General features: G+C 64.5%; 19 protein-coding genes. 9 read left to right on the forward strand and 10 right to left on the reverse strand.

Annotated elements, in window-relative coordinates; all coding sequences use genetic code 11:
- Positions 1-1,789: molecular chaperone DnaK (dnaK, locus tag ACOZK4_RS18575; protein WP_421593150.1), on the reverse strand; the 1,789-nt coding region annotated here is incomplete at its 3' end.
- 247 nt (positions 1,790-2,036) lie between these two features.
- Positions 2,037-4,274 carry a transglycosylase domain-containing protein gene (locus ACOZK4_RS18580; RefSeq protein WP_421593151.1) on the reverse strand — a complete coding sequence of 746 codons (2,238 nt, stop codon included), beginning with the start codon at positions 4,272-4,274 and terminating at the stop codon, positions 2,037-2,039.
- 292 nt (positions 4,275-4,566) lie between these two features.
- Between ACOZK4_RS18580 and ACOZK4_RS18585 the strand changes: the two genes are divergently transcribed.
- A complete protein-coding gene (locus tag ACOZK4_RS18585) occupies positions 4,567-5,538 on the forward strand; it encodes a flagellin (RefSeq protein WP_313530979.1) in 972 nt (323 codons plus the stop codon).
- 102 nt (positions 5,539-5,640) lie between these two features.
- On the opposite strand, the gene ACOZK4_RS18590 is transcribed toward ACOZK4_RS18585, so the two are convergent.
- From ACOZK4_RS18590 to ACOZK4_RS18605, 4 genes are all read right to left on the reverse strand, one after another.
- The gene (locus ACOZK4_RS18590) at positions 5,641-6,069 is read right to left on the reverse strand and encodes a BA14K family protein (RefSeq protein ID WP_421593152.1); all 429 of its coding nucleotides are present in this window, start codon (positions 6,067-6,069) and stop codon (positions 5,641-5,643) included.
- Positions 6,070-6,168: 99 nt separating this feature from the next.
- Positions 6,169-7,116, reverse strand: a complete 948-nt coding sequence (locus ACOZK4_RS18595; RefSeq protein ID WP_421593153.1) for a lysylphosphatidylglycerol synthase domain-containing protein — start codon at positions 7,114-7,116, stop codon at positions 6,169-6,171.
- Between the two features lie 201 nt (positions 7,117-7,317).
- Complete coding sequence (locus tag ACOZK4_RS18600; RefSeq protein ID WP_421593154.1) at positions 7,318-8,709, reverse strand: M20/M25/M40 family metallo-hydrolase; 1,392 nt, start codon at positions 8,707-8,709, stop codon at positions 7,318-7,320.
- A gap of 154 nt (positions 8,710-8,863) precedes the next feature.
- Positions 8,864-9,310: a MarR family winged helix-turn-helix transcriptional regulator gene (locus tag ACOZK4_RS18605; RefSeq protein ID WP_421593155.1), complete on the reverse strand. Its 447-nt coding sequence runs from the start codon at positions 9,308-9,310 to the stop codon at positions 8,864-8,866.
- 400 nt (positions 9,311-9,710) lie between these two features.
- On the opposite strand from ACOZK4_RS18605, the gene polA reads away from it, so the two are divergent.
- The 8 genes from polA to ACOZK4_RS18645 all read left to right on the forward strand — a co-directional run bounded on the left by polA (position 9,711) and on the right by ACOZK4_RS18645 (position 21,277).
- Positions 9,711-12,698, forward strand: coding sequence for a DNA polymerase I (gene polA / locus ACOZK4_RS18610; RefSeq protein WP_421593156.1), 2,988 nt, complete (start codon positions 9,711-9,713; stop codon positions 12,696-12,698).
- A gap of 192 nt (positions 12,699-12,890) precedes the next feature.
- Entirely contained in the window at positions 12,891-14,090 is a 1,200-nt protein-coding gene (locus ACOZK4_RS18615; RefSeq protein ID WP_421593157.1) for a glycosyltransferase family 4 protein, read from the forward strand.
- A gap of 62 nt (positions 14,091-14,152) precedes the next feature.
- Complete coding sequence (locus ACOZK4_RS18620) at positions 14,153-15,205, forward strand: glycoside hydrolase family 5 protein (protein WP_421593158.1); 1,053 nt, start codon at positions 14,153-14,155, stop codon at positions 15,203-15,205.
- A gap of 315 nt (positions 15,206-15,520) precedes the next feature.
- On the forward strand, positions 15,521-15,775 hold the full coding sequence (locus tag ACOZK4_RS18625; protein ID WP_421593159.1) for an acyl carrier protein: 255 nt from the start codon (positions 15,521-15,523) through the stop codon (positions 15,773-15,775).
- Positions 15,772-16,944, forward strand: coding sequence for an acyl-CoA dehydrogenase family protein (locus ACOZK4_RS18630; protein ID WP_421593160.1), 1,173 nt, complete (start codon positions 15,772-15,774; stop codon positions 16,942-16,944). Before ACOZK4_RS18625 ends, ACOZK4_RS18630 begins: the two co-directional genes overlap by 4 nt.
- A gap of 4 nt (positions 16,945-16,948) precedes the next feature.
- The gene (locus ACOZK4_RS18635) at positions 16,949-17,863 is read left to right on the forward strand and encodes an amino acid--[acyl-carrier-protein] ligase (protein WP_421593161.1); all 915 of its coding nucleotides are present in this window, start codon (positions 16,949-16,951) and stop codon (positions 17,861-17,863) included.
- A 1-nt stretch (position 17,864) separates the two neighbouring features.
- Positions 17,865-18,818, forward strand: a complete 954-nt coding sequence (locus tag ACOZK4_RS18640) for a DUF1839 family protein (RefSeq protein ID WP_421593162.1) — start codon at positions 17,865-17,867, stop codon at positions 18,816-18,818.
- A gap of 11 nt (positions 18,819-18,829) precedes the next feature.
- On the forward strand, positions 18,830-21,277 hold the full coding sequence (locus ACOZK4_RS18645; RefSeq protein ID WP_421593163.1) for a glycosyl hydrolase 2 galactose-binding domain-containing protein: 2,448 nt from the start codon (positions 18,830-18,832) through the stop codon (positions 21,275-21,277).
- A gap of 2 nt (positions 21,278-21,279) precedes the next feature.
- On the opposite strand, the gene ACOZK4_RS18650 is transcribed toward ACOZK4_RS18645, so the two are convergent.
- From ACOZK4_RS18650 to ACOZK4_RS18665, 4 genes are all read right to left on the reverse strand, one after another.
- A complete protein-coding gene (locus tag ACOZK4_RS18650; protein WP_421593164.1) occupies positions 21,280-23,043 on the reverse strand; it encodes an alpha/beta hydrolase in 1,764 nt (587 codons plus the stop codon).
- Positions 23,044-23,082: 39 nt separating this feature from the next.
- Positions 23,083-24,612, reverse strand: a complete 1,530-nt coding sequence (locus ACOZK4_RS18655) for a lipopolysaccharide biosynthesis protein (protein ID WP_421593165.1) — start codon at positions 24,610-24,612, stop codon at positions 23,083-23,085.
- 73 nt (positions 24,613-24,685) lie between these two features.
- Positions 24,686-25,633, reverse strand: coding sequence for a glycosyltransferase family 2 protein (locus ACOZK4_RS18660; protein ID WP_421593166.1), 948 nt, complete (start codon positions 25,631-25,633; stop codon positions 24,686-24,688).
- A 133-nt stretch (positions 25,634-25,766) separates the two neighbouring features.
- Positions 25,767-25,955, reverse strand: a complete 189-nt coding sequence (locus ACOZK4_RS18665; protein WP_421593167.1) for a hypothetical protein — start codon at positions 25,953-25,955, stop codon at positions 25,767-25,769.
- Positions 25,956-26,017 lie beyond the last annotated feature (62 nt).

Consider the following 26,017-nt stretch of genomic DNA (forward strand, 5'->3'; position numbering starts at 1 on the left):
GACCGAGCTTCATGGAGACTTCCATGAGCGTGTTGGTCTTGGCCTTGATGTCTTCGGCGTCCGGCTCGGAGGCTTCGACGGCAGTCTTGAGGGCGGCGATGGCGTCCTCGATGGCCTTGCGGTCGTCTTCCGTAACCTTGTCGCCATATTCCTTGAGCGACTTTTCCGAGGAGTGGATCAGGCTTTCGGCCTGATTCTTCGCCTCGACGCCCTCACGGCGCTTCTTGTCGTTCTCGGCATTGGCTTCGGCATCCTTGACCATCTTCTCGATGTCGGCGTCGGAGAGGCCACCGGAAGCCTGGATGCGGATCTGGTGCTCCTTGCCGGTGCCCTTGTCCTTGGCCGAAACCTGCACGATGCCGTTGGCGTCGATGTCGAAGGTGACTTCGATCTGCGGCATGCCGCGCGGAGCCGGCGGAATGCCGACGAGGTCGAACTGGCCGAGCAGCTTGTTGTCGGCAGCCATTTCGCGCTCACCCTGCGAGACGCGGATGGTCACGGCCGACTGGTTGTCTTCGGCGGTCGAGAAGGTCTGCGACTTCTTCGTCGGGATCGTCGTGTTGCGCTCAATCAGACGGGTGAAGACGCCGCCCAGCGTTTCGATGCCGAGAGACAGAGGGGTCACGTCGAGGAGCAGAACGTCCTTGACGTCGCCCTGCAGAACGCCGGCCTGGATGGCGGCGCCCATGGCGACGACTTCATCCGGGTTCACGCCCTTGTGCGGCTCCTTGCCGAACAGCTGCTTGACGACTTCCTGCACCTTCGGCATGCGGCTCATGCCGCCAACCAGAACGACTTCGTCGATCTCGGCCGCCGTGACGCCGGCATCCTTGAGGGCTGCCTTGCACGGAGCGACGGTGCGCTGGATGAGGTCATCGACCAGAGCCTCGAACTTGGCGCGGGTCAGCTTCATCGTCAGGTGCTTCGGGCCGGACGCATCCGCCGTGATGAACGGCAGGTTGATTTCGGTCTGCTGCGAGGACGAGAGTTCGATCTTGGCCTTTTCAGCAGCTTCCTTGAGGCGCTGCAGAGCGAGCTTGTCGTTCTTCAGATCGATGCCCTGGTCCTTCTTGAACTCGGCTGCCAGGTACTCGACCAGGCGCATGTCAAAATCTTCACCGCCGAGGAAGGTGTCGCCGTTGGTCGACTTCACTTCGAAGACGCCGTCGCCGATTTCGAGAACCGAGATGTCGAAGGTGCCGCCGCCAAGGTCGTAAACGGCGATGGTCTTGCCGTCCTTCTTGTCGAGGCCGTAAGCGAGCGCGGCTGCGGTCGGCTCGTTGATGATGCGCAGGACTTCGAGACCCGCGATCTTGCCGGCATCCTTGGTTGCCTGGCGCTGCGCGTCGTTGAAGTAGGCGGGAACCGTGATGACGGCCTGCGTGACCTTTTCGCCGAGGTAGGATTCGGCGGTTTCCTTCATCTTCTGAAGGATCATCGCGGAGATCTGCGAGGGAGAATAGCCGGTGCCCTGGGCCTGGACCCAGGCGTCGCCGTTGTCGCCCTTGACGATCTTGTAGGGAACGAGACCCTTGTCCTTCTCGACGAGCTTGTCGTCGTAGCGGCGGCCGATGAGGCGCTTCACGGCGAACAGGGTGTTTTCCGGGTTGGTGACGGCCTGGCGCTTTGCCGGCTGGCCGGTCAGGCGCTCGCCATCATCGTTGAAGGCGACGATCGAAGGGGTCGTGCGCGCGCCTTCGGCATTTTCAATGACCTTCGCGTCCTTGCCGTCCATGACGGATACGCAGGAATTGGTCGTCCCGAGGTCGATACCGATTACTTTAGCCATGTCATTCTCTCCTTCAAGCGAACTGCCGGAACCCATTCAGGCATTCTGTTGGCAGCCCCTAATGGTATGGTCTTAGCGAAAGCATCGAACGGATCCGAAGCTTTGCGGGGTATATAAGGATGCCTCCAGACGACTGCAAGACATTGCCGCGCCGCAAAGCGCGCAAAATCAGCATGTCCGAGACGGATGAATGTTCCCCGGCGGCAATGTGGGGGCCTTCCTCACAGGCGTCAAGCCGGCAAGTGCGTCAGCCGCCCAGGAGAACGTCGAGAAGGGTCGTGCGCCGCGTGGCCGGCTGGCGCTGTTCGCCGACATCGGCAGGCGGCGTCATGCCGTCGTCGAGCGGGACCGAGCCGGTCTGATCGACAGCAACGGCCTGACCGTTTCCGGCGGGCCGTTCGTCCGTGCCGAGCGTGCGGGAGATGATGTCGAAGAGCTGGTCGCCTTCGGGCGCGGGCTCCGTGCCGCCGGCTGCCGGCAGCTCGACGCCGCCATTGGCCGTACCGAAAAGCGGCGAAGGCGAAAGACCGTTGTGGGCGGCGATCATGAACTGGCTGAAGGCCTTTGCCGGCAGCCCGCCGCCCGTCACCTTCTTCATCGACTTGCCGTCGTCGTTGCCGAACCAGACGCCGGTCGTCAGGTTGCTGGTATAGCCGACGAAGAGCGCGTCGCGGAACGACTGGGTCGTGCCCGACTTGCCGGCGACCGGCCAGCCGGGAACGCGGGCATTCTTGCCGGTGCCCTCGGTGATGACGCGCATCATCATGCCGTTCATCTGGGCGACGATATTTTCCGCCAGCACGCGCGGCGGGTTGTCGTAGGTATTTTCGTAGAGCACCTTGCCGTCGGCCGTGGAAATACGGCGGATGATGTGCGGCGTCGCCTTGTAGCCCCCGTTCATGAAGGGCGCATAGGCGGAGGTGAGTTCCACCAGCGTCACCTCCGACGTGCCGAGCGCGATGGAGGCGTTCGACTGCATCTCCGATTCGATGCCGAGGCGGCGGGCGAGCTTGATCACCTCGTCGGGGCCGACCTCCATGACGAGCTGGGCGGCGATGGTGTTGAGCGAATTGGCGAGCGCGGAGGCCAGCGTCACCTCGCCACGGTATTTCTGGTCGTAATTTTCCGGCGTCCACTTGCCGATCCGGACCGGCGCGTCGTTGCGGATGGAGAGCGGCGAGCGGCCGGCTTCCAATGCCGCCGCATAGACGAAGGGCTTGAAGGCAGAGCCCGGCTGGCGTTTGGCCTTGGAGGCGCGGTCGAACTGGCTTTCCGCATAGTCGCGCCCGCCGACCAGCGCGCGGATCGCGCCTGTGCCGTCGATCGAGACGAGGGCGGCCTGTGAGGCGTTCAGCTTGGCGCCTTCCTTGTCCATGACGGCGGTGATCGCCTCGTCAGCCTTCTTTTCGAGATCGAGGTCGATCGTCGTGTCGATGACGAGGTCTTCCTTGATGTCGCCGATCATGCCGGGAAGCTGGGCCATGACCATGTCGGCGGCATAATGCTGCGCGCCCGACCAGTAGCTTTTCGCCCGCGCCGGCGTCTGGGACATGGCGGTCTTGATCTCGTTTTCGGTGACGAAACCCTCTTCGCGCATCGCACCGAGCACCACCTGCGCACGGGCTTCGGCGGCGTCCGGGTCGCGCGCCGGGGACAGGCGCGACGGCGCCTTCAGGAGACCGGCGAGAAGGGCGGCCTCGCCGAGGTTCACGTCGCGCGCCGACTTGTTGAAGTAGCGCCGCGAGGCGGCCTCGACGCCGTAGGAATTCGAACCAAAGAATACGCGGTTCAGATACATCGCAAGGATCTGGTCCTTGGAGTATTTGTGCTCCAGCCAGAGCGCGAGCAGCACTTCCTGCACCTTGCGTTCCAGTGTGCGATCCGGCGAGAGGAACATGTTCTTCGCCAGCTGCTGCGTCAGCGTGGAGCCGCCCTGCACCATGCGGCCGGTGGTGATGTTGGTCAGCATGGCGCGGGCCAAACCGAGCGGGTCGATGCCGAAATGCGAATAGAACCGGCGGTCCTCGATGGCGATGACGGCCTGCGGAATATAGGGCGACATGTTTTCGAGCGACAGCGCCTCGCCGCCCGTCAGGCCGCGATTGGCGATCGTATCGCCGCTGACGGCGAGGATCTTGATGTTCGGTGGACGATCGGGTATCGACCAGCTCGTGGCGCTCGGCATGCGCGCGCCGTAATAGAGCACCAGTCCGCCGACGCCGATGGCGCCCCAGATGCCGAGCACGACACACCAATAGATGAGCCGGCGCACGAGACCGAAAAGGCCGCCACCGCCACCCGAGCCGCCGCGCCTGCGGCTTGCGCCGCGCTGGGGCTTCTCAGCCTTCTGCACCTTGCCGCGCGGCTTGCGCCCGCCGCCCCCTGCCACGCGATCACCGGCGCCGACATGAAATTCGTCGTCGTCTCGGCCCCCCGATGCCTGGAACGAGGGCTCGATGCGCTGGGATTTGCGATTGGCTGCCATGAACGGTCGGATATACCCTTGAAAACGTTGCGGTCCCTGAACCTTAAATGCGGCGATTTAAGGGGTGGTTAAGGAATGGCAAACGCCGCATCCCGGCTTTCACGCTTTCCACCGGTCCTTCGCCCGCCGCGAAAGAGCGGACATTTCAGAAAAACACACTCAAGACATCTCTAATCCATTGAGATATTTGGTAAAAATTGGGTGTTTCAGATTTCGTTAACCATAATCCCGCTTACTCGGCACGACCTTCCCGGCCCATGATGGGCACAATCCCCTTTTTGAATGATTTAATATGACCAGCATCCTGACGAATGCGGGCGCGATTTCCGCGCTCCAGACCCTTCGTGCGCTCAATTCCAGCATGATGGACGCGCAGGGCCGTGTTTCCAGCGGCCTTCGCGTGCAGACTGCCGATGACAATGCCGCCTATTGGGCCGTCGCGACCACCATGCGCTCCGACAGCATGGCGCTGGATGCGGTTTCCGATGCGCTCGGCATCAGCGAAAGCATCGTCAACACCGCCTATGCCGGCATGTCCTCAGCCATCGAGGTGATGCACCAGGTCAAGGCCAAGCTCGTGGCCGCCCATGAGGACGGCGTCGACAAGGTGAAGATCAACACCGAACTCGACCAGCTGAAGGACCAGCTGCGGTCGATCGCCTCCTCGGCCTCGTTTGCCGGCCAGAACTGGCTGCATATGACGGATCCGGCCGACCCGATGCAGAACGGTGTGAAATCGCTGCCCGCCTCCTTCGTGCGCAACGAAGCCGGCGGGGTCTCGATCACCAATATCAAGTTCGACATGACCGCCACCTTCGACACGGACCAGGTCTTCTACCTCGTCTCGGATGGCGGCTGCGACGGCATCATCACCAATTCCGGCTTTGCCACCATGCAGGGCTACAGCCAGGACTGGGTGCTGATCAGCGGCGCCAACCATGGCGGCCATCCGGAAATCACGCTGACGCCGGAGACGACGCGCGAGGAACTGGGAGAGATGACCGTGGTCGTCGATCTGATGACCGAGCGCATGGCGAAGGTCGCCTCGATGTTCGGCGCACTGGAGAGCCGAATCTCGCTGTCCTCGGCCTTCTTGGAGCATCTGAGCGACGCCATCGGACAAGGCATCGGCCGGCTCGTCGATGCCGACATGAACGAGGAATCGACCCGGCTCAAGGCCCTGGAAACCCAGCAGCAGCTGGGCATACAGACGCTTCAGATCGCCAACACCAATGCAGAAGGCGTCTTGAGGCTGTTCCAGTAAGTCCCCAGAGCAATTCCAGCAAATGTGTAAAGCGGTTTTGCATCCGGAATTGCGACCAATCCAAAGAGATCGGGCGGCCCAAAGGCCGCCCGTCTGAAAACCTTAGTAGTAAGGCGAGTAGCACTGGCGGCGGCCGCCATAGTTGGGCTGGAACGTGTTGTCGTAAGCCCGGTAGGACCGGTAGCGCGAATAGCACCATTCGGTGTGGCGCGGGTTGATGCCCTCGTAACGCGGCTCGGCATAGCTGTCATTGGCGATCGCCCCGCCGATGATCGCACCGGCACCGAAGGCAGCCAGCGGGTACCACCAGCCATCCGAATGGCGGCGATAGCCATTGCGATGGTACCGGTAGCCGCGATGACCGCCATGCCAGCCGCGGCGTTCGCGATACTGCACCTGTTCGACATCGCTCGTCTGCGATGCGCCGACCTTGGCCAGCGGCATGGCGATGGCCGGTGCCGAGACGAAGGTCGTGGCGAACATGGCGACGGCCATGGCAGCGGCAAAGCCGCTCTTGATCGTTGTCTTCATGTCGATCTCCCTTGATATCACTGTTTTACAGTGCACTAGACGGATCACACCATGAAAGAATTCGACTGAACCAGGGATGAACCAAAACTATCCGTTGTATCAGTCTTCGCCGCTGCCGAGCCGCGCGAGGAAACGCTGGCGCTCGTAGATCAGAATGACCACCAGCGCCATGATGAACGGAATGATGAGGTAGAACAGCCGGAAGACTGCAAGGGCCGCCAGAACCGTCGCCGGATCGATATCCGGCAGACCTGCGATGAAGACCAGTTCCAGAACGCCGATGCCGCCGGGCGCATGTGACAGCAGGGCAACCGAGAAGGAGGCGAGGAAGATGCCGAGCACAACGAAGAAGCCGGGATTACCCTCTGCCGGCAGCACGAAATAGATGATCGCGGCCGCGCCGATCAGTTCGATGGGCGCGATGAAAAGCTGGCGGAAGACCAGCGAGGGTTTGGGATATTCGAGCTTCAGCCAGCGCGTGTTGATCGGCCGGAAGCCGACAAGGCTGCCGATCACATAGAGCGCGACCAGCGCCAGGATGAAAATGCCGGTCGAAAAGGCCGCCTCGATCGGCAAGACATGGGAAAAGCGTGCGACGATTTCCGGCTCAAGCACCAGCACAAGCCCGAACAGCATCACCGTCCCGAGCGCGAAGGTGAACGAGCAGAAGGCGACGAGAACACCGACCTCCGAAGCCGTCAGCCCCTTCGACGTATAGGCCCGGTAGCGCACCAGCGCACCGGAAAAGACCGAGGCGCCGATATTGTGCGAGAGCGCATAGGTGGTGAAGGAGGTGATGGTGATAAACCACAACGAGATGCGGTGGCCGAGATGCTCCAGCGCCAGATGGTCATAGGCCGCCAGCGCCGCATAGGCGACGAGCGTCGCGCAGCAGGCCAGCAGCCAGCCCGAAACCGGAATGGCGTGGATGCTCGCCATGAACTCGTCGAGCGACAGGCCCCGAAGGTCCTTGTAGAGGATATAGATCGACAGAATGATGGCAGCAGTGCTGATCAACGGCCAGAAGAATTTCTTCAACCGCTTCATCCTGCCTTCCCCCGCATGCCCGGCGTCCCACCGCCGGGGCAGCAAGACTTTCCTGCATTCGCCCCGTAAAAAGCCATCTCGTTGTCCCCACCGTCCGGTCCTGTCATTCGCCCTTCGGCGACGCGGCCCTTTGTTCGGTCAGTGGACCAGCATTTCCGTTTCATCGGGTTAACGCTGGCCCAAATCGTCATCACATCTTGGTCAGCGCGCCGCGAGCGCGGAGAGAATGCGCACCCAGGAGCGGATGCCCTTCTCGAAGGAGCGCAGTTCGTATTTCTCGTTCGGCGAATGGATACGGTCATCCGAAAGCGCGAAGCCGACGAGCAGGGATTCCATACCCAGCATCTTCTGGAAATCGCCAACGATCGGGATGGAGCCGCCCATGCCGATGACGACGGCCGGCTTCGGCCACTCGTCGGACAAAGCCGACTTCGCCTTGGACAGCAGCGCCGAATCATAAGGCAGCTGGATGGCCGGCGAGCCGCCATGCGCGTGGAACGTCACCGAGCAATCCGCCGGGATTTTTGCACGCACATAGGCACGGAAGGCGTCGCGGATCTTTGCCGGATCCTGTTTGCCGACGAGGCGGAAGGAGACCTTTGCCGAGGCTTCGGCGGCGATGACCGTCTTGAAGCCCTCGCCGGTATAGCCGCCGGTAATGCCGTTCACTTCCGCCGTCGGGCGCGCCCAGGTGAGTTCCAGTACTGAACGGCCCTTTTCACCCGAAGGGATCGAAAGGCCGATCTCGCCGAGGAAGCCCTCCGCCGTCCTGCCCAGCGTTTCCCAGGCCGCCTTGATCTGCGTCGGGGTTTCCTCGACGCCCTCGTAGAAGCCGTCGAGTGTCACGCGGCCGCTCTCGTCGTGCAGGCCGGCGAGAATGGTCGAGAGGATATGGATCGGGTTGGCGGCGGCACCGCCGAAATAGCCGGAATGCAGGTCGCGATCAGCCGCCTTGATGACGACCTCCTCGCCGACGAGACCGCGCAGTCCCGCCGAAATCGCCGGCGTATCGGCATCCCACATGCTGGTATCGCAGACCAGCGCGAAATCAGCGGTCAGCTCGGCGGCATTGGCCTCGAGGAAAGGCTTCAGCGACGGCGAGCCAGATTCCTCCTCGCCTTCGAACAGGATGGAGACGCGGCAGGGTAGCGAGCCCACGGTTTCCTTGTAGGCGCGGCAGGCTTCGACGAAGGTCAAGAGTTGGCCCTTGTCGTCGGAGGTGCCGCGACCGGTGATGATGCGGCGGCCCTCGCCGGCATCGCGCACGGCCGGCTCGAAGGGATCGTGGTCCCAGAGGTTCAGGGGATCGACCGGCTGGACGTCGTAATGGCCGTAGAACAGGACATGCGGCGCATCGGGCCTGGCGCCATCGTGATGGGCCACCACCATCGGGTGGCCGGGCGTGTCACGCACCGTCGCATCGAAACCGAGCGAGCGCAGTTCCGTGACCAGCCATTCGGCTGCCCGGCGGCATTCCGGCTTGAAGGCCGGATCGGTGGAGATGGACTTGATGCGCACCAGCTCGAACAGGCGTTCGAGGCTCGCTGGAATGTCGGCGCTGGCGCGATCGAGGACGGGCAGGATGTTGGTCATGGCGAATTCCCTAAAACATGGTGCACAAAGCCGTTTGGCAGGCCTTGCGAGGACACCACGCGCAAATCAAATGACGTTCGGCGCGACATTAGACCGATCGTGTCGGGGAGGGCAAATCGTATGACGGTTGTGCGACGTCAGGCCTGATCAACGCTCAGTCCTGGAGCCGGGGATCGCGGCCGAGATTGGCCAGCACCATGCGCATATATTCGAGCAGCAGTTCGCGCTCGAAGCGCCTGAAGCCCCGAAACAGAGCATCTTCGGTTTCCGAGGCCGCCGCCATCGCCGTCTCGCGCAATGCCTTGCCGCGCGTCGTGAGATAGACGAGCTGCGCGCGCTTGTCCTTGGGGTGTTTCTTCCGCGAGATCAGCCCGTCGCGCTCCATGCGCGCCAGCGTGTTGGCCATGGTCGCCTGTTCGATGTCGAGCCTGTCGAGAAGTTCGCGCTGGGTGAGACCGTCGCCGCTCCACAGCTCCAGCAGGACCGGGAACTGGCCTGGCGCCAAGCCGCTGCCATCCGCCCGTGCCTGCAGCGCGCGGGAGGCTCCCTTCGCCAGGAGATTGGCGAGGTAGGCGGCCGAGTCCTTCCGGTCAAAATCCATGGGCGGAGGCTATGCCGGTTTTCGACAACTGGCAATGATGGATCGCAGGCAATGCAATCATCCCAAACGGGGTGCAACCACCCCAAAAGGAGAAGCCGCCGACGACAGGAGGCTTGTCGCGGCGGCTTCTCACGAAAGATGGACAAAGGCCCGGAGAGGGGGATGAGGCCTTTGTCCTTGTCTGGCGCGGCGGGGGACAGGCCGTGATGCCAGACAGCGGCTTGATCAGGTGCCGATGAGAGATATTTGTGGGTCCGAATGTGGCTTTTCAAGGGATAAGAGGCGCCGCCAGAATTACAAATTGGTAACGTTCGTGTGAGGCTTTCGAGAGCCTTGAAAGCCCTCCCCGGCCGCAATGAACGATGGACGCGGAAGGAAGCCCGCGCTATCCATTCACCCCATGAAAAAAGGTGATCATCTCTTCCTCGTCGACGGCTCCGGCTTCATCTTCCGCGCCTTCCACGCCATCCCGCCGCTCAACCGCAAATCCGACGGTTTGCCGGTCAATGCCGTCTCGGGTTTCTGCAACATGCTGTGGAAACTGCTCAAGGATGCGCGCAATACCGATGTAGGGGTCACACCGACGCATTTCGCCGTCATCTTCGACTATTCCTCTAAGACCTTCCGCAACGAACTCTACGACCAGTACAAGGCGAACCGGTCAGCACCGCCGGAAGACCTGATCCCGCAGTTCGGCCTGATCCGCCATGCGACGCGCGCCTTCAACCTGCCCTGCATCGAGAAGGAAGGTTTTGAAGCCGACGACCTGATCGCCACCTATGCCCGGCTTGCCGAGGCCGACGGCGCCGATGTCACCATCGTCTCCTCCGACAAGGACCTGATGCAACTCGTGACCGACAAGGTCTCGATGTATGACGGCATGAAGGACAAGCAGATCTCCATTCCCGAAGTGATCGAGAAATGGGGCGTGCCGCCGGAAAAGATGATCGACCTGCAATCGCTGACCGGCGATTCGACCGACAACGTGCCCGGCGTACCGGGCATCGGCCCGAAGACCGCCGCCCAGCTTCTGGAAGAATATGGCGATCTCGACACGCTTCTCGCTCGCGCCGAGGAGATCAAGCAGGTCAAGCGCCGCGAGAACATCATCGCCAACCGCGAGCTCGTGCTGCTCTCGCGCCAGCTCGTCACGCTGAAGACCGACACGCCGCTCGACACGACGCTGGACGAGCTGATCCTGCATCCGCAGGACGGCCCCAGACTCATCGCCTTCCTGAAGGCCATGGAATTCACCACGCTGACGCGCCGTGTCGCCGAGGACTGCGCCTGCGACGCCGCTGCCATCGACGCGGCAAATGTGCCTGTCGAATGGGGTGCGGAAGCGCATGGCCCGGATCTCGACAAGGGCGATGTCGCCGGCCCCGCGCTCGTGCTCGACGGCAACGAGACGGCGGCACAGGCGGCTGCGACGCTGCTGCCGACCGCCGGCGCGAATGGCGCGACACCCGCCTCGCTCGCCGGATCGCGCGCCGAGCGTTTTTCCGCCGCCCCCATCGACCATTCCACCTATGAGACGGTGCGCGATCTCGCCGCCCTCGACCGCTGGATTGCGAGCGCGCGCGACACCGGCCTCGTCGCCTTCGACACCGAGACGACCTCGCTCGATGCCATGCAGGCCGAGCTCTGCGGCTTCTCGCTCGCCATCGCCGACAATGCCAAGGACCCGACGGGCGTGAAAATCCGCGCCTGCTATGTGCCGCTCAACCACAAGACCGGTGTCGGCGATCTCCTGGGCGGCGGGCTTGCCGAGGGGCAGATCCCGATCCGTGCCGCACTGGAGCGCCTGAAGAGACTGCTGGAGGATCCGTCGGTCCTCAAGGTCGCGCAGAACCTCAAATACGATTATCTCGTCATGCGCCGCCACGGCATCACCGTGCAGAGTTTCGACGACACAATGCTGATGTCCTATGCGCTGGATGCCGGTGCCGGCACCCACGGCATGGATACACTGTCCGAACGCTGGCTCGGCCACAAGCCGATCGCCTACAAGGACGTCGCCGGTTCCGGCAAGGGCGCGCAGACCTTCGACATGGTCGATATATCCCGCGCCACGGCCTATGCCGCCGAGGACGCCGACGTAACGCTGCGCCTCTGGCACGTCCTCAAGCCCCGCCTCGCCGCAGAGCGCATGACGACCGTCTATGAACGGCTGGAACGTCCGCTGGTACCTGTTCTGGCGCGCATGGAAGAGCGCGGCATCACCATCGACCGGCAGGTCCTGTCCCGACTGTCGGGCGAACTCGCGCAGGGTGCGGCCGGCTACGAGGAGGAAATCTACGAGCTGGCCGGCGAGCGCTTCAACATCGGCTCGCCGAAACAGCTCGGCGACATTCTGTTCGGCAAGATGGGCCTGCCCGGCGCCTCCAAGACGAAGACCGGCCAGTGGTCGACCTCCGCGCAGGTGCTGGAGGATCTGGCCGCCCAGGGCATTCCGCTGCCGCGCAAGATCGTCGACTGGCGCCAGCTCACCAAGCTGAAATCCACCTATACCGACGCCCTGCCCGGCTTCGTCCATCCCGACACCAAGCGCGTGCACACGTCCTATGCGCTCGCCTCGACCACGACAGGCCGTCTGTCGTCGTCCGATCCGAATTTGCAGAACATTCCGGTCCGCACGGCGGAAGGCCGCAAGATCCGCACGGCCTTCATCTCGACGCCGGGCAACAAGCTGGTTTCGGCCGACTACAGCCAGATCGAGCTGCGCGTGCTCGCCCATGTCGCCGAAATCCCGCAGCTGAAACAGGCCTTTGCCGATGGCGTCGATATCCACGCCATGACGGCGTCCGAAATGTTCGGCGTGCCCGTCGAGGGCATGCCGTCTGAAGTCCGCCGCCGCGCCAAGGCGATCAATTTCGGCATCATCTACGGTATCTCCGCCTTCGGCCTCGCCAATCAACTGTCGATCGAGCGGTCGGAAGCGAGCGACTACATCAAGAAGTATTTCGAGCGCTTCCCCGGCATTAAAGACTACATGGATTCGACCAAGGCCTTCGCCCGCGAGCATGGCTATGTCGAAACCATCTTCGGCCGCCGCGCGCATTACCCCGAGATCAAGTCGTCCAACCCCTCGGTGCGCGCCTTCAACGAACGCGCCTCGATCAACGCGCCGATCCAGGGTTCCGCCGCCGATATCATCCGCCGTGCCATGGTGAAGATGGAACCGGCGCTCGCCACCGCGGGCCTTTCCGCCCGCATGCTGCTTCAGGTGCATGACGAACTGATCTTCGAGGTCGAGGACGGCGAGGTCGAGAAGGCTATCCCCGTCATCGTCGATGTCATGGAAAACGCCTCCATGCCGGCGCTTTCGATGAAGGTGCCGCTGAAGGTGGATGCACGCGCCGCAATGAACTGGGACGAGGCGCACTGAGCGAACCGGGCACCTCAACGCAGACGCGCGGCGGTTGCAATCTCTTAAGCCTGTTTGCGGAAGGCCGCGCGGCTTAACGCGGCCTTAACATCGCAGGCGCCTTGATCGGCGCGATTGGGCGCGATGGTGTCGCCCGGCAGCGTCGTCGCTTGAGCGGCTGCGGCGCTCGATCCCTTGCTACGGATGACCGCGATGAGCCCTGCCACCCTTGCCGCCTCGACTATTTCAGCGCCGCTGGCCGTGCAGGTCGTGCGCCAGTACATCCCGAACCGTGGCGGGCTGGAGGATGTCGTAGCGCAGCTGTCGCGCCAGCTTCTGTCGCGCGGTTTTCGCGTGCGCGTGGTCACGCTCGACCGGCTGTTTTCCGCCCCCGACAAGACCTTGCCGACGCGCGAGATCATCGATGGCGTCGAGGTCGTGCGCATCCCCTATTCCGGCAGCACGCGCTACCCGATCGCCCCGCAGGTCTTCCGCCACCTCTCGGACGCTGCGATCGTGCATGTGCATGCGATCGATTTCTTCTACGACGCGCTCGCCTGGGGCTGGCTGGCCCACCGCAAGCCGATGATCGCCACCACCCATGGCGGCTTCTTCCACACGGCGAAATTCTCCCGCCTGAAGACCGTCTGGTTCAACACGACGACGCGCCTTTCGGCACTCGCCTATCGCCGCATCATCGGCTGCAGCGCGCAGGATACCCGCACTTTCCAGGCGATTGCCGGCAGCCGTGTCGTGCGCATCGACAACGGCGCTGATACCCAAAAGTTCGGCGATGCCGGCGCCCGCGATGCCCGCCGCCGACTGATCACCGTCGGCCGCTTCTCCGTCAACAAACGCCTCGACCGGCTGATGGACGCCATGGTGCCGCTCGCCGCCGCCGACCCGGCCTGGCATCTCGACATTGCCGGCGTGCCCGGCGACCATTCCGCCGACGATCTGGCCGGCATGGTGCGCGCCCGCAGCCTCGACGCCAATGTCACCGTGCATATCGGCCTTCCCAACGAGGCTGTGCGCGGGCTGATCGGCGATACCTCGCTCTTCGCATCGGCCTCCGAATATGAGGGCTTCGGCCTCGTCGCCATCGAGGCGATGAGCGCCGGCCTCGTGCCGGTGCTGCACCCGAACGTCGCCTATACGGACCTCGCCGCCAGCCATCCGGAAATCCGGCTCTGCGATTTTGCCGACGCGCGCACGGCCGCCGACGGCATTGCAGGCGCCCATGCCATGCTGGCGCTCGATCCCGCCGGCTATCGCCGCGCGGCGATGGACGCGGCGGCAGCCTATTCCTGGGACCGCGTGGCGGATCGCTACGCAGACGTGTATCGTGCCACCCTTGGCGGGACCAAATACGGCGCGCCACACGGGCTTCTCGCGGAACGTCCCGGCGCATGACGCGTTCGGCCCCTTTGTTTTCACGCAGGTCCGGCAGCGCCAAGCCCGGAACGGAGACAGGCATGGTATCCTCGGGCCGCGCATCGGCACTCTCGAAACTGGTGGTGGCAGCCATGGTCTCGCTTGCGATCCCCGCCGAGGCGGGCGCCGCCTGCCTGCGCGGCGTCAATCTGGCTGGCGCCGAGTTCGGCAAGGGCCGCGGTACCTATGGCAAGGACTACGCCTATCCCTCCGCCGAGACGATCGCCTATTTCGCCGGCAAAGGGTTCAACGCCGTGCGCCTGCCCTTCCGGTGGGAGCGGCTGCAACCGCGCCTCAAGCGCGGCTTCGACAAGGCGGAGCGCAAGCGGCTTTCCGAGACCGTGAAGGCGCTGCGCGCCGCAGGCCAGACCGTCATCCTCGACCCGCACAACTACGCCTATTACGGCGACAACCAGATCGGCTCGGCCAAGGTGCCCGACAGCGCCTTCGCCGACTTCTGGAAGCGGCTGGCCGAAGACTACAAGAACGATGCCGGCGTGCAGTTCGGCCTGATGAACGAGCCCTATGACGTGACGGCGACGCAATGGCTCGCCTCCGCCAATGCCGCCATCGCCGCCATCCGCGCGACGGGCGCAAAAAACCTCGTGCTGGTGCCCGGCACGATCTGGACCGGGGCGCACAGCTGGGAGGCGGAGCGCGATGGCGGCGCCAACGGCACCGTCATGCTCGGCATCAAGGATCCCGCCGACAACCATGCCTACGAGGTGCACCAGTATCTCGACGGCGATTTTTCCGGCACCGCGGAAACCTGCGCGCGCCCCGACGATGCGGTGAAGGCCCTTGAAGGGTTCACCGACTGGCTGAAGCGCAACGGCAAGCGCGGCTTCCTCGGCGAGTTCGGCGGATCCGCCGACAAGGCCTGCCTCGACGGCTTGGCCCGCATGACGGCACTCGTCAACAAGGAACAGTCCGTCTGGACCGGCTGGACCTATTGGGCCGGCGGCGACTGGTGGCCGGCAACGGAAGCGCTCAATATCCAGCCGACCGCCGACGGCGACCGGCCGCAGCTCGCCGCCCTCATCGCCGGCGGCGGCCTGCCCGCAAAACCCGGCGCCTGCCCCTCCCTTCCCTGAGCTGATTTTTCAAGCCTCAACACCGGCTTTCCCACACGCTTTCAGAGTATGGCTAACGGAATGCCAACGACGCCCGCGCGTGCCATGACGATACAGGGGACGCCGCGCCGAACCCGTTGAAGAATCAGCGCTCTTCGGCCTTTCTTCACAAAGTCTGGAAAGGGACAGTTTCAGGCTGATCCGCCCCGCTTTTCCGCTTCACAAAATCTTATCCATGTCCCTTCAGCCGATCTTATCAACCGTCGGTTATGTCTTTTCCGAAGAATAAGCCGCGAGCCAGCCCACCGGCCGGCCAAGAAACCGATGGAGAAGAACATGAAGCAGAAGATCCGTGATATCCTGGGCAAACATGGCGGCCTCCCGGTTCCGGTCGAGACGCTCGCCGACGATGTCGATCTCTATGCGGCAGGCCTGTCCTCTTTCGCCTCCGTGCAGGTGATGCTCGGCATCGAGGAAGCCTTTGACGTCGAATTCCCCGACAACCTGCTCAACCGCAAATCCTTCCAGAGCGTGGACGCGATCACCCGTGCGGTTTCGAGCCTCGTCGGCAATGCGGAGGCCGCCGAATGACCCTCACCGTCGGTTCGAGCCTTGCGGAACGCGCCGAGCGCGTTTCCGCCGTGGCCGCAGCGCATGCCGACGATGTGGACGTCAAGGGCCGCTTCCCGCGGGAAGCCGTCGACGCGATGATCGCCGAACGGCTGTTGTCCATCCAGATCCCCGCCGCCCTCGGCGGCGAGGATACCTCCGTTTCGCAGATCGCGGAAGTCTGCTCGCTGCTCGGCCAGAGTTGCTCGGCGGCCGCCATGGTCTTCGCCATGCACCATATCAAGCTGTCGAGCCTCGTCTCGCACGGCGCCGGTGATGCCTGGCATTCCGGCTTCATGCGCCGCGTCTCCGACGAACAGCTGCTCCTCGCTTCGGCGACGACCGAAGGCGGCATCGGCGGCAACCTGCGCAACAGCATCTGCGCCATCGAGATCGACGGCGACACCTGCCGCCTGACGAAGGACGCCACCGTCATTTCCTACGGCGCCCACGCCGATGCGATCCTCATCACCTCGCGGGCGCACGCCGACGCTGCCTCGACCGACCAGGTCATGACCGTCTTCACCAGGGATCAGTACACGCTGGAGCAGACCCATGTCTGGGATACGCTCGGCATGCGCGGCACCTGCTCGGACGGCTGGCTGTTCAAGGGCGAGGCGCCGAAGGAACAGATCCTGCCAAAACCCTTCGCCGAGATCGCCGCGCAGTCGATGCTCGCCACCTCGCACCTGCTGTGGAGCGCGGTCTGGTACGGCATCGCCGTCAACGCGGTCGCCCGCGCCCAGGCTTTCGTCCGCGCCGCGGCCCGCAAGAGCCCCGGCCAGACACCGCCCGGCGCGCTGCGTCTCGCCGAAGCCTCCAACCTGCTGCAGCTCGTCAAGTCCAACACGATCGCCGGGCTTCGCGAATATGAAGCGGCCAAGGCGGATCCGGACCGGCTCTCCTCGATGGGCTTCGCGGTTGCGATGAACAACGTCAAGATCGCGTCTTCGGAAACGATTCTCGCCATCATCAACCAGGCCATGCTGATCGTCGGCATCATGGGCTACAAGAACGGCACGCCGTTCAGCCTCGGCCGGCACCTGCGCGATGCGCATTCCGCCCAGCTGATGATCTCCAACGACCGCATCCTCGGCAACACGTCCAACCTCCTGCTTGTTCACAAGCAGGACACCAGCCTGATCGGGTGACACCATGGATATGCAGACTTCGCTTCTCGACCGGCTCTTCGATTCGGGCCTTCTCATCGATACCGGCGTCGAAGGCCTTTATGGCCGCTCGGGCGCCTTCGAGGATGTGATCGCCCGCTTCGAGCGGCTGATCGATGCCTTCGGCGGCGCCGATGGTGCGGAAGCCATGCGCTTCCCGCCCGGCATGAACCGCGCACATTTCGAAACATCAGGCTACATGAAGAGCTTCCCGCAGCTCGCCGGCACCGTGCACAGCTTCTGCGGCGGCGACCTCGACCATATGAGCCTGCTGCAATGCATGGAAGTCGGCGGCGACTGGACGAAAGACCAGAAAGCGACCGACATCGTGCTGACGCCGGCCGCCTGCTATCCGCTCTACCCGACGATCGCCAAGCGCGGCCGCCTGCCGGCCAAGGGCGGCCTCTACGATCTGCAGTCCTACTGCTTCCGCCACGAGCCGTCGAACGACCCGGCTCGTCAGCAGCTGTTCCGCATGCGCGAATATGTCTGCATGGGCACGCAGGAGCATGTGACCGAGTTCCGCCAGACCTGGATGGATCGTGGCCTCGAAATGATGGCCAAGGTCGGCCTCGACGTGACGATGGACGTGGCGAACGACCCGTTCTTCGGTCGCGCCGGCCGCATGATGGCCAACAACCAGCGCGACCAGAACTTGAAGTTCGAGCTTCTGATCCCCGTCACCTCGGCCGCCAAGCCGACGGCCTGCATGAGCTTCAACTACCACCAGGACGCTTTTGGCGCGAAGTGGGGCCTGAACCTCGAAAACGGCGATGTCGCGCACACCGCCTGCGTCGGCTTCGGCCTGGAGCGCATCGCGCTCGCGCTGTTTTCCCGCCACGGCATGGATATCGCGCTGTGGCCGGCGGATGTCCGCAAGACCCTGGGATATCAGGACTGACATGGCTGCCGTCTTCGCCGGGGCCAATCCCGAGACCTACCGGCCGCATGCCCTGCACGACGCAGAGCGCATGTGGCCGGAGACGAATTGTTACGTCGACCTCTGGATTGAGGTGCTGAATGCGTTCGGCACGTCGCCGGAGGCCATGCTCGGCTTTTCGCTGACCCAGGATTTCGAGGGCGACCAGTTCACCTTCTTCAAGGTGCCGCTGGAAGACCTTGAAACGCTCTACGGTATCCGCGCGACGGAGCTCGCCATCTTCGACAAAGTGGAAAGCCACGTCGCGACCCAGATCGCCCGCGGCCGCCTCTGCCTTATCGAGATGGACAGTTTCTACATGCCGGACACCCGCGGCGTCGCTTACCGTCAGGAGCACGGCAAGACGACGGTCGCGATCAACCGGCTGGACCTTGAGAACAAGCAACTCGACTACTTCCACAATGCCGGCTTCTTCCGGCTGGAAGGCGAGGATTTCGACGGGCTGTTTCATCTGAACGACGCCCCCGACGATCTGCCCTTCCTGCCCTATACGGAATTCGCCAAGTTCCCGGAAAAGCGGCGTGACGAAGCGCATCTGCGCCGCGAGGCAAAACGCCTGCTCGCCTTCCATTTCGCCCGCCGCCCCCTGGAAAACCCGGTCGCGGCCTTTGCGAAGGTGTTTCCGAAGCAGGTCGAGGCGGTGGCGGATCGTCCTTTCGGCTTCTTCCACAAATACGCCTTCAACACGCTGCGCCAGCTCGGCGCCAATTTCGAGCTGGCCGGCAGCCATCTCGACTGGCTCGGTCTTGAGGGCGGCGACGCCGCGCGCAAAATCTCGGAAACGGCGAAGTCGGTGCAGTTCCAGCTCGCCCGCGCCGTGACGCGCCGGAAATTCGATCCGCTGGCGACGGCGCTCGACCCGGCAATCGAGGCGTGGGATACTCTGATGGCTGATTTGGCCACCCGCATCGACTGAAGGAAGACGAGATGTCCGAGACCGGAAAGGCGCTTTCCACCGGCTGGCGCATGGCGTTGACAGCGGCCAATGCCGCCGCCGACCCGGCCGCGCTGGAAAGCCTTTCCGATCTCCTCGACGCCCCCGTGCCCGGCACCGTCGCCGGTGCGCTGGAACGCGCCGGCCGCTTCGACCGCACCGCGCCCGAACCGCTCGATCATCTCGACGCCTGGTATGTGCTCGATCTCTCGGGCGAAGCGCCGGGTGAGGCCGTGCTGCATTTCGACGGCCTCGCGACGATCACCGAGATCTGGTGGAACGGCGCGCTGACGCACTCCTGCGACAGCATGTTCGTGCGTCACGCGCTTCCCGTCACACTGACCGGCAGCGACCGCCTCGCGCTTTGCTTCCGTGCGCTGAAGCCGCATCTGGAAAAGCGCGGCCCGCGTGCCCGCTGGCGGCCGCAGATGATCACGCCGCAGGGCCTGCGCCTCGTTCGCACCACCCTGCTCGGCCGTATGCCCGGCTGGTGCCCGGAGATTCACGCCGCAGGCCCTTGGCGACCCGTGCGCCTGTCACGGCCGACGCCCGCTGTTCCCTCCGATATCCGTCTCTCCGCCCGGCTTCTCGAAAGCGGGAAAGGCCAACTCGAAATCGGCTTCACGCTCGACAGTGCGACCGCACCGGTCGTGGAATGTGCCGGCGTTTCCGTCGAAGCGATCCCGAACGGCGACCACAGTTTCAGCGCCAGCCTCACCATCCCCGGCGTCGAGGCCTGGTGGCCGCGCACCCATGGGACGCCGGTCCTGCACGACATCTGGCTCATGGTGGACGGCACGCGTCAAAAGCTCGGCCGCACCGGCTTCCGCCGCATCGAGATCGACCGCGGCGCAGATGGCCGGGACTTTGCCCTGCACGTCAACGGCTCGAAGATTTTCTGCCGTGGTGCGGTCTGGACCAATGCCGATATCGTCGACCTGCCGGGCACGCGCGAGCGCTACGAACCGCTGCTGAAACTCGCCGCCGACGCCCATATGAACATGCTGCGCATCGGCGGCACCATGGCCTATGAGACGCCGGATTTCTTCGCGCTGTGCGACGAACTCGGCATCCTCGTCTGGCAGGACTTCCAGTTCGCCAATTTCGATTACCCGGCAAACGATCCGGCCTTCGTCGCGAATGTGCAGCAGGAAGTTTCGCAATTCCTCGACGCAACCGCCGCATCCCCATCGCTCGCCGTGCTCTGCGGCGGCAGCGAGATCGACCAGCAGGCGGCGATGCTCGGCCTGCCGGAAACCACCTGGGCCGGGCCGCTGACGCTCGACGTCCTGCCGGCGCTCGTTGCGTTGCACCGACCCGATGTGCCCTATGTCGAGAATTCGCCCAGCGGTGGGGCCATGCCCTTCGCGCCGAATGCCGGCGTCACGCATTATTACGGCGTCGGCGCCTATTGCCGGCCGCTTGAGGACGCGCGCCGCGCCGAGGTGCGTTTTGCCGCCGAAAGCCTCGCCTTCGCCAATGTGCCGGAGCAGGAAACGCTCGACGCACATCTGCCCGTGCCCGCCGTGCACGATCCGCGCTGGAAGGCCCGCGTGCCGCGCGACCGCGGCGCCTCCTGGGATTTCGAGGATGTGCGCGATCATTATCTCGGCCTGCTCTATGAGGAAGAGCCGGCCCGCCTGCGCCGCGAAGACGCGTCACGCTATCTCGATCTCTCCCGCGCTGCCGTCGCCGAGGTGATGGAAGCGACCTTTGCCGAATGGCGGCGCGAACGATCGACCTGCAACGGCGCGCTGGTCTGGACCTATCAGGACCTGCTGCCCGGCGCCGGCTGGGGCATCGTCGATGCGACGGGCCTGCCGAAATCCGCCTGGCATGCGCTGCGTCGCGCTTTCCGCCCCATGCAGGTCACGCTGTCCGACGAGGGCACGAACGGTCTCGACGTGCATGTGCGCAACGACAGCGCCCACGAACAGCAACTGACACTGGAGCTCGCCTGCCTGCGCCACGGCCGGCAGACCGTCGTCTCCGGCAAGCGCGACATGGTACTTGCCCCACATTCCGCCCTGACGCTGCCGGCGACCGACCTCTTCGGTGCCTTCTTCGACACGACCTACGCCTTCCGCTTCGGCCCGCCCGCCCATGACGTCACGGTCGCCCGGCTGGTCAATGGCGAGGGGCGAACGGTGGCCGAAGCCTTCCATTTCCCGCGCGGCCGGGCGAAGGCGATGGCGCCGTCGCTGCTTTCGGCGGAGCTGCGGCAGGATGCGGAGGGCTGGCTGCTCGATCTCTCGACGGATCGTTTCGTCCAGTCCGTCGCCATCGAGGCAGAGGGCTTTCTGGCCTGCGACAGCTGGTTCCATCTGGCGCCGGGCAGGATCAAGTCTATCAGGCTCTCACCGCGCACAGGCACTGACCCCGCGGCAAAGCCGCAGGGTACCGTCCGCGGCATCGGCGCGGAAACTGTCCTTTCCTTCTGAGATCAGCCGGCCTTCAGGGCCGCGTCTAGCAGCAGCGCGCGATAGGTCGCCTGCGCCTGTGGCGGCGACAGGTTGTGATCGGCGTCAGGGATCGTCTCGACCGTGACATTGCCGTGGTGCGAGAGACCCCGGCGTCCGAAATCGAGTTTTAAACGCTCCAGCCCGACATCGCCTTCGCTGTAGATCAGCAGGACGGGAACTTTGCGGACTGCGAGATCGTGGAAATCGCCATGCGCCGCCAGGCTCAGTCGGCCGGCGCGGGTGAAGCGGCCGAAAAGACCGGGGGCAAGCGCGACAAGCCGGCGAAGGATCTGTAGGCCGACATTGGAAAGCGCCCGGCCGAGATTGATCTCTCCGGCGAAAAGCCGGCGGAAGGTCGCGGGATCGAACAGGCGCTGGCGATAATCGTCGAGCGAGCGCGGATTGACCTTGAGCGCCTCATCCACCGACATGTCCGGATCCCAGCGGAACGTATAGGCATTGACCGGCACGACGGCGGCCACGCGACGGTCATCGACGGCGGTGCGGAAGGCAAGATACGCGCCGCTGCACCGCCCCGCCGCCACGACCGGCCCGAGACCCCGCGCGGCGAGAAGATCGAGCGCGGCGCGGGCGTCGGCAAGCTGCGTGTCGCTGTACTGCACCTGTTCGGGTGCGGCGGGCGCCGGCGGGCTGTCGCCGACATTCGCGGCATCGAAGCGCAGCGAGGCAATACCGTTTGCGGCAAGGCGCCGCGCCGTTTCCGTCACGCCCCGCGCCCAGCCGGCCTGCCGGTCATAGGCGGTGCCGAACAGTAGGACCGTAGCGCCGCGCCGCGGACCGTCCGGCAGGCAGAGCGTGCCGAACAGCCGGGTCTTGTCGCCGAACCGCAGCGGCTCCTCGATGAAACCGTCGCCGGCCAGATGGACCGCGCCCGGCAAAGGCTCCGATGCCTCCGCATTCGCGCCCTTGTAGGCGAGCTGCGCAAGCCATTCCGCAACGCCCTCGATCACCGCCAGCGGCTGGTGCGCCAGCGTGGGGTTGGAAACGAGATCGTCATAGCCGGAATAATCCAAACGGGAGACCGTGGTGCCCAGCGTGGCGAGATGAGTGGCGAATGCCGCATCCTTATCCCGCCCTGGCCGCTCCACGACGAGCGCCCTGGCGAAAGGCTGGGATTCCAGCCGCTCGAGATTGAGGCCGCGCACGGTCTCGGCGATCTTTTCCGGCAGCACGAGGCCGGCAATGGCGGTGCCCGTCGTAATACGCTGCTCCTGCCGCAGGCCCAGGCCTTCATCGACCATCTTCGACCAGGCGGAGAGTTCACGCAGGTAGAACCGGCCGCTGACGACCGGTGCCATCAGCACGGCGGCATCGGCGCCGAGCACCGTGCCCAGCCGTTCGGCAAAGGTGGCGCCGAGACCATGGCCGATCAGCACCAGCCGGCGGGCGCCGGAGAAGCGGCGCAGCGTGCGGGCGGCCTCGACGATGCTGTCATCCCAGGTGGCGAGACCGGCCGGCTCGACAAGATCGAGCGCGTCGCCGGTACCCGGATAATCGAAGCGCAGGCTGGCGAGGCCGAGCGCTGCTGCGCGTTCGGCGAGCAGGCGCCAGAGTTTGCGCGTGCACATCTCCTCGAAACCCCAGGGGCTGAGAAACAGCACGGCGGCATCCGAGAGCAGGCTACCGGCAGCCGGCGGCGTGTAGAGGCCGACGGTTCCGCCGAAGACGACGGGATGCGCCGCCTCACCGGAATGCCAGGCGGATCTGGTGACCTGCTCAGCCATTGCCTCGCTGTTCTCCTCGCTCCGATACATGCGTCCCCCTCATTCCCCCGCTGGCTGGGCGGCCGGTATCGGCACCACGAAGGCCAGCAGCCGGCGCGCGATGCGGCCGGGTTTCATCGGCAACGATTTCAGCATGCCGTCGATGACCGCGCCATCCTCCGGCGGCACGGCGCGCAGCAGGCGCAGCAGCGCCGCATAGGCGACGGCGCCGGCCAGAATGCCGGCAGCCACGCCGACAAAGCCGCCGATCTCCTCGGCGACCGGCCAGGCGGCGAGGCCGCAGCCCGCCCCCGCCAGCGCCACCTTGATCAGCACGCCCGGCAGCTGCGCCGACATGGCGCCGCGGCCGACGCCGGTCAGAAGCAGCACGGCGATGACGGCAAAGACCACGCCGCGCACGGTCGCCGCCCCCGCCCCGCCCCAGGTCGGCACGACGAGAAGGCAGCCCACGACCATCAGCGTGGCGCCGATGCCCGAGGCGGCAAGCCGGATTTTCACCCGGTCCATGGAATAGAGATATTGCGTGATGAGCTGGCCGAGCACATAGGCCGGAGACCCCGCCGCGAGGATCGCGACGACCAGCCCGGCCTCGGCAAAGGGCGCGCCATAGACCGCCGTCACCAGCGGATGGGCGATGGCCGCAAGGCCGAAGCATAGCGGAAAGGTGATATAGGCGAAGCTGCGAACCACGCCGTCGAACACGGCGACGTGCACCATGCCGCCCGAGGCTTCGCGCCGCTCGGCATAGTAGGGCAGCAGACTGCCCGTCAGCTGCACGGGGAGCTGCAGCGCCAGATTGGCGAGCGACAGCGCCACGGCATAATAGCCGACCTCGCCGAGCGAGCGGAAATGCTGCAGGAAGAACAGTTCCGGCCGGCTCAAAAAGATGGCGCTGACGACATATTCGAAGAACAGCACCGCCGAGGTGGCGAGCAGATAGCGGCGGCGGTAGCCGGCATTGTCTCGGCGCACGCCGAACAGGCCGAGCGTGTAGAGGAACTGCACGCACTGGCCGGCAATGTAACCGAACAGAGCCCCATCGATGCCGTAGAAGGCGGCACCGGCGATGACGAAGCTCATCTGAAGCAGGGAGGAGAGCGCCGTGATGCGGAAGAAGGTGCCGACGCGCTGTTCGCCGATCAGGAAATTCTTGGAAAACGATCCGATCGACTGGATGAGCAGTAGGGCGGCCGTGAGCACGACGATGCCGGTCGTGACATCCGTGCCGTATAGCAGCGGGGTCTTGAAGGAGAGACCGAAATAAAGCGCGACGAGCAGCAGCGTGGAGGCGATGACCGGCAGCGCGAGATAGGCTGCAAAGCCGCGCCGGCCCACCTCATCGACGCCGCGCGCCTTGAGTTGCGGCAGGAGGCGGAGAAGCAGCACGCCCGTGCCGAGCTCGGCGACCAGCGCGCCAGTGGCGCCGATCCACAGCGCAAACGCAATCGTGCCGTTCGCCTCCGGCCCGAGCAGGCGCGCCACGAGAATCGAACAGGCAAAGCCCGTCACCAGCAGCAGCATTCCCGCCGCCGCGTTCATGATCGAATTGGACATAATGCCCTTACTCATCGGTCGTTCCATCCGCCGCATGCGACCGCGGAAACGCCGCGGTTCTTCAGCGGGGAACCCTAGGACGAAACCCTTAAGATATCGTCGTTCCCGAGGGTGCCGAGCGCCAGCCGGACCAGCGTCCGGCGAGGATTTCCCGCGAGCGGCGGGCACGCGCGGAACGGCCGGTCAGCGCAAAAACCGCCATGCCGGCGATGGGGCGCAGGAGATGGGGCAGGTAGTCCACAAAGCGGTAACCATGTTTGCGCATGACATAGCCGAGGCCGGCGCCGTAGATGCGCATCTTGCGCGCACCGTCGGGCGTTTCGGCAAGCAGGCGGTCGTCAGGGTGGTGGCCGGCGAGCGCGGGGTCGTAGCGGCCCTTCGCACCGTTCGACAGGAGGTTCAGGGCAAGGTCCTGCACCTCATAGGCCCCCCAGGGCGTGCCGGAGCCGGGGCCGATGCGCGCATCGAAGCCGCCCGCCCTGGCGAAGGCTTCGCGGCGGACGAACAGCATCCATTCGATCAGCGTCGTCCAGACATTGTCCCGCACGATCGGCTGCGGCTCCAGCGAAAACCGCCCCATGATGGTCTCGCCTTCGGCATTGACGGCACGGCCGCAATAGAAATCCGCAGGTTCCGCGGCAGAGATGGCATCGAAACGCTTCAGGAGATCGGCAGGATACCAGCAGTCGTCGTCGGGAAAAATCAGCCATGTGCCGCGCGCCTCGGCGGCACCCAGATTGCGGGCGCGGCAGACGCCGGGACGGTCGGTCCTGAGATGGCGGATCATCAAGCGGTCGGCCCAGGCGGCAACGATGGGAACGAGCCGGTCGTCCTTGTTCTGATCGACGAGGATGACCTCGAAATCGCGCCGGCCGAAGGCGGCAAGCGAGGCGAAAAGTGCGTCCAGTTCACTGGAACGGCCGAGCGTGGCGACAACCATCGACAGGAGGAAAACCGGATCGTCCGGAAACATGAGCAGGCCTTGCAAACGGTCGATGATGGCGCCGACGGGGCGGTCTTCCGCCGTCTCACGCAATTTGTCTACAAAACCTTAACGCAGGATGAACGCTACTGGCGAAAGCCGGCCGATGCGTTCCGTTCCCGATCGGGTCGGCAAAACCCGACTACAGGAAATCATCCATCATTTCCTGTAGTCGGGTATTTGGCCGTCAGAAGAAGACATGCAGCGGCCACTGCACCGGGCGGCGGGCGGAGGAAAGGCGGCTGCCCTCAAGCGGCAGGCGCTCCTCGGTGATGTTACCGGCCGTCTCGGCCTGTGCGGATTGTTCATCCTTCGGCTGGAAGCCGACCGGATAGAGGTTGAAATAGCCAAGCGTCACGCCGCCGAGATACATCATGTGCAATTCCCGTTTTTAACGTCCCGGCAAGCATCATGGCGAAATCGTGGCGACTGTCAATA

This window comes from Shinella sp. M27, from assembly GCF_049199905.1.
In the GTDB taxonomy this organism is placed as follows: Bacteria; Pseudomonadota; Alphaproteobacteria; order Rhizobiales; family Rhizobiaceae; genus Shinella.

What these genes read in the sequence shown, in the direction of transcription:
- ACOZK4_RS18580 (WP_421593151.1), bottom strand. Translation starts at nt 4,274, where the DNA reads ATGGCAGCCAATCGCAAATCCCAGCGCATCGAGCCCTCGTTCCAGGCA.
- ACOZK4_RS18585 (WP_313530979.1), top strand. Translation starts at nt 4,567, where the DNA reads ATGACCAGCATCCTGACGAATGCGGGCGCGATTTCCGCGCTCCAGACC.
- ACOZK4_RS18590 (WP_421593152.1), bottom strand. Translation starts at nt 6,069, where the DNA reads ATGAAGACAACGATCAAGAGCGGCTTTGCCGCTGCCATGGCCGTCGCC.
- ACOZK4_RS18595 (WP_421593153.1), bottom strand. Translation starts at nt 7,116, where the DNA reads ATGAAGCGGTTGAAGAAATTCTTCTGGCCGTTGATCAGCACTGCTGCC.
- ACOZK4_RS18600 (WP_421593154.1), bottom strand. Translation starts at nt 8,709, where the DNA reads ATGACCAACATCCTGCCCGTCCTCGATCGCGCCAGCGCCGACATTCCA.
- ACOZK4_RS18605 (WP_421593155.1), bottom strand. Translation starts at nt 9,310, where the DNA reads ATGGATTTTGACCGGAAGGACTCGGCCGCCTACCTCGCCAATCTCCTG.
- polA (WP_421593156.1), top strand. Translation starts at nt 9,711, where the DNA reads ATGAAAAAAGGTGATCATCTCTTCCTCGTCGACGGCTCCGGCTTCATC.
- ACOZK4_RS18615 (WP_421593157.1), top strand. Translation starts at nt 12,891, where the DNA reads ATGAGCCCTGCCACCCTTGCCGCCTCGACTATTTCAGCGCCGCTGGCC.
- ACOZK4_RS18620 (WP_421593158.1), top strand. Translation starts at nt 14,153, where the DNA reads ATGGTATCCTCGGGCCGCGCATCGGCACTCTCGAAACTGGTGGTGGCA.
- ACOZK4_RS18625 (WP_421593159.1), top strand. Translation starts at nt 15,521, where the DNA reads ATGAAGCAGAAGATCCGTGATATCCTGGGCAAACATGGCGGCCTCCCG.
- ACOZK4_RS18630 (WP_421593160.1), top strand. Translation starts at nt 15,772, where the DNA reads ATGACCCTCACCGTCGGTTCGAGCCTTGCGGAACGCGCCGAGCGCGTT.
- ACOZK4_RS18635 (WP_421593161.1), top strand. Translation starts at nt 16,949, where the DNA reads ATGGATATGCAGACTTCGCTTCTCGACCGGCTCTTCGATTCGGGCCTT.
- ACOZK4_RS18640 (WP_421593162.1), top strand. Translation starts at nt 17,865, where the DNA reads ATGGCTGCCGTCTTCGCCGGGGCCAATCCCGAGACCTACCGGCCGCAT.
- ACOZK4_RS18645 (WP_421593163.1), top strand. Translation starts at nt 18,830, where the DNA reads ATGTCCGAGACCGGAAAGGCGCTTTCCACCGGCTGGCGCATGGCGTTG.
- ACOZK4_RS18650 (WP_421593164.1), bottom strand. Translation starts at nt 23,043, where the DNA reads ATGGCTGAGCAGGTCACCAGATCCGCCTGGCATTCCGGTGAGGCGGCG.
- ACOZK4_RS18655 (WP_421593165.1), bottom strand. Translation starts at nt 24,612, where the DNA reads ATGAGTAAGGGCATTATGTCCAATTCGATCATGAACGCGGCGGCGGGA.
- ACOZK4_RS18665 (WP_421593167.1), bottom strand. Translation starts at nt 25,955, where the DNA reads ATGATGTATCTCGGCGGCGTGACGCTTGGCTATTTCAACCTCTATCCG.